At 42.7% G+C, this 11,078-nt stretch carries 12 protein-coding genes; 7 read left to right on the plus strand and 5 right to left on the minus strand.

All coding sequences use genetic code 11. The annotated features are described in order from the left end of the window. Window positions 1–3 precede the first annotated feature (3 nt). Together M1L62_RS21145 and M1L62_RS21150 are read left to right on the plus strand one after the other, a co-directional pair. Entirely contained in the window at window positions 4–900 is an 897-nt protein-coding gene (locus M1L62_RS21145; protein ID WP_254561620.1) for a S1 family peptidase, read from the plus strand. Window positions 901–947: 47 nt separating this feature from the next. Beyond that, on the plus strand, window positions 948–1,772 hold the full coding sequence (locus M1L62_RS21150) for a phytanoyl-CoA dioxygenase family protein (protein WP_254561621.1): 825 nt from the start codon (window positions 948–950) through the stop codon (window positions 1,770–1,772). Between the two features lie 15 nt (window positions 1,773–1,787). Here the strand turns inward: M1L62_RS21150 and M1L62_RS21155 are convergent, their stop codons facing one another. After that, complete coding sequence (locus M1L62_RS21155) at window positions 1,788–2,483, minus strand: YjjG family noncanonical pyrimidine nucleotidase (RefSeq protein WP_254561622.1); 696 nt, start codon at window positions 2,481–2,483, stop codon at window positions 1,788–1,790. 377 nt (window positions 2,484–2,860) lie between these two features. On the opposite strand from M1L62_RS21155, the gene M1L62_RS21160 reads away from it, so the two are divergent. From M1L62_RS21160 to M1L62_RS21175, 4 genes are all read left to right on the plus strand, one after another. Beyond that, complete coding sequence (locus M1L62_RS21160) at window positions 2,861–3,460, plus strand: RNA polymerase sigma factor (RefSeq protein WP_090340234.1); 600 nt, start codon at window positions 2,861–2,863, stop codon at window positions 3,458–3,460. Continuing rightward, window positions 3,435–3,686 carry a hypothetical protein gene (locus tag M1L62_RS21165; protein ID WP_254561623.1) on the plus strand — a complete coding sequence of 84 codons (252 nt, stop codon included), beginning with the start codon at window positions 3,435–3,437 and terminating at the stop codon, window positions 3,684–3,686. The genes M1L62_RS21160 and M1L62_RS21165 overlap by 26 nt, the downstream gene beginning before the upstream one ends. A gap of 195 nt (window positions 3,687–3,881) precedes the next feature. Beyond that, window positions 3,882–4,526 (plus strand): endonuclease III, encoded by a 645-nt coding sequence (gene nth / locus M1L62_RS21170; RefSeq protein ID WP_254561624.1) that lies wholly within the window; start codon window positions 3,882–3,884, stop codon window positions 4,524–4,526. A 111-nt stretch (window positions 4,527–4,637) separates the two neighbouring features. Beyond that, a complete protein-coding gene (locus tag M1L62_RS21175) occupies window positions 4,638–5,504 on the plus strand; it encodes an FKBP-type peptidyl-prolyl cis-trans isomerase (protein ID WP_254561625.1) in 867 nt (288 codons plus the stop codon). A 45-nt stretch (window positions 5,505–5,549) separates the two neighbouring features. On the opposite strand, the gene M1L62_RS21180 is transcribed toward M1L62_RS21175, so the two are convergent. From M1L62_RS21180 to M1L62_RS21195, 4 genes are read right to left on the minus strand one after another with little or no spacing between them, the layout of a single operon-like run. After that, window positions 5,550–6,680, minus strand: coding sequence for a DegT/DnrJ/EryC1/StrS family aminotransferase (locus M1L62_RS21180; RefSeq protein ID WP_254561626.1), 1,131 nt, complete (start codon window positions 6,678–6,680; stop codon window positions 5,550–5,552). A gap of 2 nt (window positions 6,681–6,682) precedes the next feature. Next, window positions 6,683–7,330: an acetyltransferase gene (locus M1L62_RS21185; protein ID WP_254561627.1), complete on the minus strand. Its 648-nt coding sequence runs from the start codon at window positions 7,328–7,330 to the stop codon at window positions 6,683–6,685. A gap of 3 nt (window positions 7,331–7,333) precedes the next feature. Beyond that, window positions 7,334–7,933, minus strand: a complete 600-nt coding sequence (locus M1L62_RS21190) for a sugar transferase (protein WP_254561628.1) — start codon at window positions 7,931–7,933, stop codon at window positions 7,334–7,336. 57 nt (window positions 7,934–7,990) lie between these two features. Beyond that, window positions 7,991–10,399, minus strand: a complete 2,409-nt coding sequence (locus tag M1L62_RS21195; protein WP_254561629.1) for an alpha-ketoacid dehydrogenase subunit alpha/beta — start codon at window positions 10,397–10,399, stop codon at window positions 7,991–7,993. A gap of 209 nt (window positions 10,400–10,608) precedes the next feature. On the opposite strand from M1L62_RS21195, the gene M1L62_RS21200 reads away from it, so the two are divergent. Then, window positions 10,609–11,007: a DUF1573 domain-containing protein gene (locus M1L62_RS21200; RefSeq protein ID WP_254561630.1), complete on the plus strand. Its 399-nt coding sequence runs from the start codon at window positions 10,609–10,611 to the stop codon at window positions 11,005–11,007. The last annotated feature ends 71 nt before the right edge of the window (window positions 11,008–11,078 follow it).

Consider the following 11,078-nt stretch of genomic DNA (forward strand, 5'->3'; position numbering starts at 1 on the left):
TGTATGTTTGTTGAAGCTATTGAAAGGGTAGATCAGTTTACCCGTCCTATTCATTTTATTGCACGTTATTACGGAGGTACCGACATCATTCCTGGTACGGGTACCCTTTTTTTTGTCAACGAAAACGGTTTTGCTGTGACGTGTCGCCATGTGGCTCAGCAAATTCTCCACGCCAATCAGATTTACGAAAATTATCTCAAATTTAAAGGAGAATTACGTCGTTTTGAACGGGATCCCGGGTATGAAACACAGCGGCAATTTCTGGAAGCAAAATATAAGATCACGGCGGAAACGCCAATCCGTATCCTTTCCAATTTTATCAACTGCGTCGATGGCTATAAAAGCTTAACCATTCATTTGCATCCGACCCAGGATTTGGCCATCGTTCGTTTTCGGGATTATGGAGCAAAATTATACCAAGGTTTTGCGCATTTCCTGAAAGACAGCAGGCAGGTTAAACAGGGAAGATATCTTTGCCGGCTCGGATATCCATTCCCGGAGTTCACAAATTACAAGCTGAACAAAGCCACCAACGATATCGAGTGGATCAAGGAAGGTCGCATTCATACACCCAGCTTCCCTATTGACGGCATTATAACCCGTCACATCGGTGAGAATGATGGAACTGTTAGTATTGAAATGAGTACACCCGGACTACGCGGTCAGAGCGGGGGGCCGCTTTTTGATCGCAACGGCCTCATATATGGTATGCAAAGTGCCACGCGGCATCTTCATCTGGGTTTTGATCAGGTTAACCGGGAGGTTATCACCGAAGGTCGTCGTAAACGGGTTTCCAACTATCCTTTTCTTAACGTGGGTCAGTGTGTTCATGTAGACGTGATCAAAAACTTTCTTCGTGAAAAGAAAATCGATTTCTACGAAGCCGATCAAATCGGGTAGTTTTTAGCAGGGATCTTCTTTTTTGATAAAAGACATCGAACCGGCTCATGACTGTTTTAAATAAAAAGTATTTCGAGGAAGAACTAGCTGAATCCTATGATTTAACTCAGGATGCTATCGCCTTTTACAATGAATTTGGCTATGTCAAGTTAAAGGATGTTTTAAGCGCGGAGATTTTGAGCTATTATGGATCGCTTATCACAGATCTTGTTTTCAAGTTGAATAAACTCACCAAGCCGATGGAAGAGCGTACGACTTATGAGCGCGCGTTTTTGCAAATCATGAATTTATGGCGTGAAAACGATGAGGTAAAAGAATTTGTTTTTTCAAAGCGTCTGGCCAAAATCGCGGCGGATTTAATGCAGGTTCAGGGCGTGCGGTTGTATCACGACCAGGCACTTTATAAGGAATCTTCAGGAGGAATAACACCATGGCATGCGGATCAGTTTTACTGGCCATTATCGTCGCCGAAGACTGTTACGGTTTGGATCCCGCTTCAAAAGACATCCATGGAAATGGGGCCGCTGGCTTTTGCAGAAAAAAGTCACACAGTTGAAATCGGGCGTGATTTAGAGATCAGTGACGAAAGTGAGGCATTGATGACGGCTCAGCTGAAACAGTTTGCTGTGAATGAAACTCCTTTTGATTTGGGTGAAGTGAGTTTTCACGCGGGCTGGTTATTTCATCGGGCGGGTGCAAATGTGTCGGGTAGCGCCAGAAAGGTCATGACAATGATTTACATGGATAAAGACCAGCAGATTACGGAACCGCGTAATAGCTACCAGCAGGCAGACTGGGAAACCTGGCTTTCGTCAAAAACGGTTGGGTCCAATCCGGATGGTGCATTGAACCCGTTGCTTTTTAGCTATTGAAAGCTCAGGAAAATGCTAGAAAACAAGTTTTAACTCTTCGAGTCGTCTGATGTCATAGGTTGGCGTTTCGTCAAATTTCAACCCGGCCGGATTTACATAAACGGTATCCAGGCCAAACTGTTTTGCTCCAAGGATATCCGCAATCCAGTTATCTCCAATCATGATGCTTTCTTCCGGCGCTGCGTTGGAAATTTCTAATGCATAGGCGAAAATCTTGGGATCCGGTTTTTTGGCATTGGCATTTTCAAACGTGACAACATTGCCAAAGTAACTACTGATCCCGGAACTGGCAATTTTCCTCGCCTGGATATCATTGAAGCCGTTTGTGACAATGTGAAGGTTGTAACCTTTTGAAGAAACATAATCCAATAAGTCCAAAGCACCTTCGAGAAGATGTCTTTTTCCAGGAAGTGTTTGTAAATAAATTTCACCGATTTCTTCATGATTGTCCGGACACGCAACACCCAATTCTTCAAAAACCATCTTAAACCGGTTGGCACGTATATAGGAATGGTGAAGCTTTCCACGGTCAAAGGCATCCCAGAGTTCTGTGTTTATCCGCAAGAACGATTGGATAAAAAGCTCCAAAGAAGGCACGCCATGGCTTGTTAAATCGGATTTGTAGAAAATATCTTCCAGAGATTCCGAGCTGTTTCGCTCAAAATCCCAGAGTGTGTGATCAAGGTCAAAAAAAAGATGCTTATATTTCATGATATACAATGCTTACTGGTTCCGGCTTAAACGGAAAAACACCAATTTATATTTTTTATTTTGATTGCGTTGAAAATGATCTGAAATGTGAGGTGAATTCGTATATTATTCGATAAGTTCAATTATTTGCATCAATAAGTATAGTGTTCGGCCTGTTGTAGAAAAAATCCACACTCTTGTTAATTTAGTTGTTAACATCTGTTAATTAGAAATAAATTAAAAAAAAAGCGGAGCAAACATTTGCAAATCATTTACCAAATCTATTTCTTTGATTAATATAATTCAAAATACAGATAAAACACATTATTTTCACACTTATCCAGAAAGGAGAAACAATATAGACGAACTGCTCTACGTTAACTAAATCGAATAGTAAAATGGAGAAAGTCCAAGTTAGCGACAGTGAGTTGGTAACATTGTATATTCGTGGTAATGAGAAGGCTTTTGAAAAGCTTGTTCAGCGCCATAAGTCACGAATTTATACGACCATTTATCTGATTGTCAAGGACCAATATGTAGCCGAAGATTTATTGCAGGATACATTCATTAAGGCAGTCGATACAATTAAGTCGGGCAGATATAATGACGAAGGTAAGTTTTTACCATGGATTATACGGATCGCACACAACCTAGCCATTGATTATTTCAGACGCGATAAACGCTACCCCAATGTAGTGTTCGAAGATGGAAGCAGTGTATTTAATACATTGGATTTCTCGGAGGATTCCGTTGAATCAATTCAAATTCGTCAAGAAACGCACGAGCAGCTGAGGGAAATGATCCAACGGCTACCGGATGTGCAGAAGCAGGTTTTGATCATGCGCCACTATGAGGACATGAGCTTTCAGGAGATTGCGGACGCCACAGGTGTGAGTATTAATACGGCATTGGGTCGGATGCGTTACGCGTTGATTAATTTGCGCAAGCAATTCAGCCAACGTACCCCGCAATATGACAAAAACTTTTACCTACGATGATGTTATTAGGTATTTATATGCCGAAACAACACAAAATGAAAATGAATCAATCGCAGAAGCGCTAGCGCTTGATGACGATCTAATGAATTTTTATCTGGATTCCCTCGAAATGAAGGAACAGATGAACAAGATTGTGCGAACTCCGTCCGATCGTTCTATCCAGAAAATCATTCATTTTTCACGGCAATATTCATTGAAACAATCTACAAATGCGGTTTCCTGCTAGGAAAGCAATGTAGGTTGTTTCTTTGTTTAAAGGCATGTCAGAATTTTTTTCTGACATGCCTTAGGTGCGTCTTCTGTAAATAGAAGATGGTTGCATGTTATTGCCATATCTCCCCGACAATTTTTTGAATCATTTTTGCAAAATATTGCCACACACTCCTTTACAGTGATATAATTCCAAGTGTACAATAAGTTTATGAACAGGAAAGAGCGTTTTAGGTTATTTTTAGAATACTTCACTACCAATTTTCCCGAACCTGAAACGGAGCTTCATTACAGCAATCCCTACGAACTGCTGGTTGCTGTTATTCTCTCGGCACAGTGCACCGACAAGCGGATCAATATGGTTACGCCAGCCTTGTTTGAGCGCTATCCTGATCCGGAAGCACTGGCTGCCTCGAACGCGGAGGAGGTATTTACGTACATAAGATCTATTTCTTATCCCAATAACAAGAGCAAACATCTGGTTGGTATGGCCAGGTTGCTGATTGACAAATTCGGGTCCGAAATTCCGGCCTCCATTGCCGAGCTTCAGGAGCTACCGGGTGTCGGGCGTAAGACTGCTAATGTTATTGCGTCGGTTATTTTTAATCAGCCTGCTATGGCCGTAGATACCCACGTATTCCGCGTCTCGCGTCGTTTGGGGCTCGTGCCTTCTACGGCAACGACACCGCTGGCTGTGGAAAAAGGGCTAATGCGTCATATCCCGACTGCGCTGGTGCCGAAAGCGCATCACTGGCTTATTTTGCATGGGCGATATATCTGCCTTGCCCGTACTCCCAAATGCAATGTTTGCCCGCTTACTTCTTTCTGTTTGTATTTTGAAAAAATGAAAAAGTAAATTTTTTTAAGAAGTATTCCAACCTTTTTGACCTGACGAAAGTCAGTGTAATAGTGGAGTGAAAAAATCTATGAATAACCGTCTATAAAACAATTAAAAGGTAAACGAACAATGAAGAGTAACTTTTTGAAACTGGGCATGCTGATTGCCGTGGTCGTGGGTATGGCAGCGTGTAATAAGTCGATCGAGAATAATGATGAAGAGAAGTTGGTCGAGAACGAGCGACAAATTGAAAAATACATAGCTGACAGCGCTTTGACTGCAACACGTGATTCATCGGGGTTATACTATGTTGTGAGAAAGGCTAATCCAACTGCAAAAACGCCAAAAATTGGCGATAAGGTTAATATTAAGTTTAATGGATACCTTTTGAATGGCACCAAGGTTGTGAGCTCAGAAAATGATAAAAGTCTGCCATTTTTGTATCCATTTGGGACGGGTCTGGGTTATGTATTAGCAGGTATGGAGCTTTCTATTAACAGAATGCGTGTAGGAGAGGTTAACACAATTTTTATGACTTTTCCGTTTGCTTTCGGTAGTTATGCTCAGGGAAATATTCCTGCACATTCAGCTCTAAAGATGAATATTGAATTGGTAAGCTCTCGTACAGAAGTAGAGCAAATAGATGATTTTCTTACCAAGAAACAATTTACAGTGTCAGAGAGGACATCTGATAATTTAGTAATTGTCAGAACCAATACGGTTACTGGTGATACATTGGGAGTTGGGAAATCGGTAAATGTAAAATATACACTAAAACTTCTGGATGATACAAAGGTTCAGGAAAGCACGTATTCGATAACTACGGGTACGAATGGAGCCATTGCTGGTTTTGACCGTGCTGTACGTAAAATGAGAAAAGGAGAGAAAATCATTACTGTTTTTCCTTCAAGTCTGGGCTACGGTAAACAACTGATTAACGGTACTGTGAGCATTCCTCCCTACTCTCCATTGCAGTATGAGTTAGAGGTATTGTAATAAGTTATTTACAGTACATCCCGAATACAAGCCCCCAAGAAGTGTCTAACTTCTTGGGGGCATTTTTATGGATGCTGTAATCGCTGAGATATCTGTTATCCCCAAATTGGATCCCGAAGGCAAACAAAGCCCAACCTCAAAAAGCCTCCAGGCCACATTTCCTCCAAAATAAAGTGCGTCTTTAAAAACAGGCTGCAAGTGCAGTGGTTTCCATAACGGACGTGATTCTATATTTTCCTTCTCAAGAAGCAAGCGAATGCTTTCCCGGTTATATCCATTGCCTGTTTTCGGATCGATCAGCATGCAGGTAAGCCATCGATTGGAAAAGCAATCAGCCGGTTCGTTTTGAAATGAAATACCGGGTATATGCCGCAGTTCCTGCTTATAAAACTCGAAGTTTTCCCGGCGCCGTTTTACACGATCTTCGATCACTTCCAGTTGCGCCAGCCCGATGGCGGCACAGATATTACTGAGACGGTAGTTATAACCAATTTCTGAATGCTGGTAATGTTGCGCTTCGTCTTTGGCCTGAGAGGCTAAAAATCTGGCTTTTCGTGTATACAATTCGTTCCCGGATAATAGGGCTCCTCCACCAGAGGTAGTAATAATTTTATTGCCATTAAAAGAGAAAATACTCATCAGACCAAATGCACCTGCTTTTTTACCCTTGTAAACGGATCCCAGCGCTTCTGCCGCATCTTCGATAAGAGGGATCTCATACTTTTGACATATCGTTAATATCTCGTCGAGCTGCATGGGCATTCCATAAATGTGTATGCCAATAACTGCTTTTGGTCTTTTCCCTTTTTGAATAAGATGTCTGATAGCGTCTTCCAAAACATTTGGACACATATTCCAGGTCGTTTCTTCACTGTCAATGAAAACGGGCGTTGCACCGAGATACGTGATTGGATTTGCACTCGCAGTAAAGGTGAAAGTTGGGCAAATGACAATATCGCCGGGACCAATATCCAGGATTTTTAATGCAAGATGTAATGCTGCCGTACCGGAGGAAAGGGCGGTAGCGTGGGTGACACCGGCATAACTTGCCAGTTTTTGCTCAAACGCGTCCACATGAGGTCCCAATGGTGCTATATAATTGCTTTCCAGTGCCTGTTGGATATACCTTAGTTCATTCCCGCTTTGATGCGGAGGTGAAAGCCATATTTTTTCCATCGCTAAAGGGTTAAGATTCTGGCCGGATTTCCTCGCACGGTAGACCCGTCGGGAATGTTTTTGGTAATGACGCTTCCCGCTGCTACGAAACAATTCTTGCCGATCGTCAGACCGGGAGCTACAATACTGCCAATACCTATCAAACAATTTTCGCCGATTTTTACATTGCCAGCCAGGATAACGCCCGGTGCGAGATGGACGAAATTTCCGATGAAACAATCATGGTCAACGGATGCGGAGGTATTGATGATCACATGATTGCCAATCGTTGAATCTGCCTGTATCACAGCACGATGCATCAGACAAGTTCCTACACCCACTTTTACACTTTGATCAACGATGGCTGAGGGATGTATAACGGTTCCAAAGGGATGATGGATCAAACCGGCTATTTTTCTCCGGATTCTATTATTTCCGATGGCAATGATCATTTTTTTGTCAGGGAAAGCCGATACCTCGTAAATACCCTTTACGGCGAGACCGGAGACGGTTTGTTTCGCCACATCATCATCATAAATACAACTGATTTCCTGCCCATTCGCTCTAAGAATGGAAATGATCACTTTTGCATGTCCGCCAGCGCCATAAATGAGCATCGAATTGGGAATTAAAAATGAAGAATTCAGAATAAGAGTTAACCAGAGTATCATCTGTTATCCGGTGAATTTTTCGGGTGTTTTGTTTTGAGTTGTATCGGGTTCAACATGAATTACTGCTTTTTTGAATGTTAAAAACAGAATGTTCAGATCCAGTTGAAAAGATTTGTGGTCGATATACCATAAGTCGTATTCAAACTTTTCAATCCATTCGATGTTGTTTCGACCGTTGATCTGTGCCCATCCGGTAATACCGGGCTTGGTATGATGCCGCCTCCATTGGGTTTTGTTGTATAATGGTAGATATTCTGTCAGTAACGGTCTGGGGCCAACCAGGCTCATATCTCCGATTAATACATTCCAAAGCTGAGGCAGTTCGTCGAGCGAAGTTTGGCGCAGGAATTTCCCAAAACGTGTTGTTCGTTGGAAGTCAGGGAGGAGAATCCCCTCCTTATCCCGTAAATCGCGCATTGTTTTGAACTTTGCAATGATAAAAATCTTTCCGTGCAGACCGGGACGTGGCTGATAGTAAAACGGGAATTGCTTATCCAGAAAGAGAACCAGCAGAGACAGAAAAAGAAATAGCGGAGACAGGATGATTAATCCCGCCGCCGCGAGTATAAGGTCAAAAAGTCTTTTACCAAAGCTGTTGTACATGTCGGAATTTATTAAGTGTGACTAATAAATTTCGGACAAGCAACTTTCAATCAATTGTTAATACAGCGCAGGAAAATGTGATGGATCTGTTTCCCGCATGATATTATAAGCTACTTCAACAACATCATCCATGTTCGGTTTGGTGAAATAATCACCATCGGAACCATATGGAGGTCGGTGCGGTTTCGCCGAAATCGTAACAGGAGCTGAATCCAGCCAACGGTATGCATTTTGCTTTTCGAGTACCTGCTGCATCATAAATGCAGACGCACTTCCCGGCACATCCTCATCCGCAAAAATAACCCTGTTCGTTTTCTTAATTGATTCCAGAATCCGGTTGTCGATGTCAAAGGGTAATAATGTTTGCACATCAATAACCTCTATTTCTATTCCCAGACTATGCAATTGAGCTGCTGCCTCCATCACTATACGGCACATGGAGCCATAAGTAACGACGGTAACATCTTTTCCTTCTTTTAATATTTCAGGCTGTCCAAGCGGGACGCATATTTCTCCAATATTGTCGGGTAGTAATTCCTTTTGACGATAAGCATTAAGCGGCTCAACAACCAGTGCAGGGTCGTCTCCTTTGATCAGGGTGTTATAAAGACCCGCTGCCTGTGTGAAGTTTCTGGGTACGGCAATATGCAAGCCGCGAACACTGCTTAACATCGTGCCCATGGGAGATCCTGAGTGCCATATACCTTCCAGACGATGTCCGCGGGTACGGATAATCAAGGGAGCCTTTTGACCGCCTGCGGTACGATAACGAAGACTTGCAAGGTCATCAGTCAGTGTTGCCAGTGCGTAATAAATATAGTCGAAATACTGGATTTCAACGATGGGGCGCAAGCCACGCATGGCCATGCCTATTCCCTGTCCAATAATAGTCGTTTCACGGATACCTGTATCGGTGATTCGCAGTTCGCCGTATTTTTCCTGTAAGCCTGCCAATCCCTGGTTCACGTCACCAATCATCCCAACGTCTTCTCCAATGGCTACAACACGGGAATCCTGGCCAAATAGAGCATTGAAATAAGAACGGATCACCTCGCGGCCATCCACCGTTATACTTTCATCCGAAAAAACGGGCTCCACCGGCTGAACATGTAATGGTGATAAAGCAGACTCACTGTAAAGCTGACTATTATAGCGTTCGGCATTTACAACAAGTTCGTTCTGAAGCCATTCCTGCATTACAACTCTTGAAGGCGTATTTTCATTTCGTATCACACGTAAAGCCTTACGAACACTCACAAGATTATCGCGGCGAACAGGATAATAGGTTTTACTCAGTTCAGAAGCAATTCCGGTCAGTTCCTCAGAAAAGATACTTTCCTTTGCCGTTTTCTGGATTAATTCAACGGTTTGCTGATGTTCTGTGTCAAGCTCTTTCCGATAAGCTTTCCAGGCACGGTTTCGTGCATCTCTGGCAGTTTCTTTGGCGTCCGCTTCAATGCGTTCCAGTTCTTCATCCGTGGCATAGCCGTTGTTTAAAATCCATTCGCGGAAGCGCACGTTGCAATCGCGTTCATTTTCCCATTGCAGCCGTTGTTTGGATTTATATCTTTCGTGAGAGCCTGATGATGAATGTCCCTGCGGCTGGGTTAATTCGGTTACATGAATTAAAACCGGAACCTGTTCAGTACGAGCGAGGTTCGCTGCTTTTTGGTATGTTTCTATTAACGCCGGATAGTCCCAGCCATTAACAGCAATAATTTCCACGCCGGCCTCTTCTTCATTTCTCTGAAGCCCTGCCAGCGCTTTTGAAATACTTGATTTTGTTGTCTGATATTCTATCGGGACAGATATGCCATAACCATCATCCCATACGGACATAATCAACGGGACTTGCAGCACTCCGGCTGCATTCATGGTTTCCCAGAACATTCCCTGGGAAGTTGATGCGTCACCGATCGTCGCAAAAACGATCTCATTTCCTTTGTTGGAAAACGTGGTCAGGTTTTGAATATCCTTATTGGCTCTGTAAAGTTTTGAGGCGTAGGCAAGTCCTACCGAACGGGGAACTTGGCCTGCTGTCGGTGAAATGTCACAAACTGAATTATAAAGTTTTGTCTGGTCAAGCCACTCGCCCTGATCGTCGAGCCAGCGGGTTGCATAGTGGCCGTTCATCGAGCGTCCACCTGTGTGCGGCTCGTGTGCCAGATCGGCGTGAGCGTACATTTGTGCAAAGAATTGCTGCCAGCTTAAATTACCCAGACAGGCTTCAACCGTCTGATCGCGGTAATATCCTGAGCGGAAATCACCTGGCTTAAAAGCCCTTGCCATTGCAATTTGCACTACTTCTTTTCCATCTCCAAAAATACCGAATTTGGACCGGCCACCCATTGTGTCTTTTCTCCCCAATAAGCTAACCTGCCGACTTTCACAAGCCAGGCGGTAGTCGTCTGTTATCTTTTCTTTATTCAAAACACTGGAACCGGTCAAACTATCATTTAGAAGCATAAGCAAACGTTACGGGTTGAAACCGTAGTTAAGTTACATTTTTTTATAATGCACGCCAAAATTATGCAGGAAAATAATAATCATAACAATGAATCACAATAAGTTTGAAAGCATTGTTAACATACGTTAATGTTTACTAAATTTCGTTTTTATAATTTAATCTTGTTACTTAAATAAAATTTCACACAATTAACATTACCACTACAACTATGAAAGTATTCTTTTCAGCGCTGGTTTTACTTGTTGGTTTAACCACTGTAAGTTTTGCTCAGAAAGGTGTTTTGAAATTCAAAGAAGAAACACACAAATTTGGTAAAGTGCCTCAGGGAGTACCTGTTACAAATGAGTTTGTGTTTACAAATACAGGTACTGATCCGATTGTAATTTCAAACGTAACGGTGTCATGCGGATGTACAACTCCTGTATGGTCAAAAGCACCTGTATTACCAGGAAAAACAGGTATTATTAAAGCGACTTTTAACGCTGCTGCTGCCGGTTCTTTCAACAAACCTGTAACTGTTTTCAGTAACACAGAAGGCGGATCTATTACTTTATATCTTAACGGAGAGGTTGTTGCGAAAGAAGCAGCGAAGACTTCATCTAAGTAACATTTTCTGCAAAAAGCATTATGATAAGGCCGGCTTACAAGCTGGCCTTATTTTTTTGTACGCTACCCGGA

This window comes from Dyadobacter diqingensis (assembly GCF_024220585.1).
Lineage (GTDB): Bacteria > Bacteroidota > Bacteroidia > Cytophagales > Spirosomataceae > Dyadobacter > Dyadobacter diqingensis.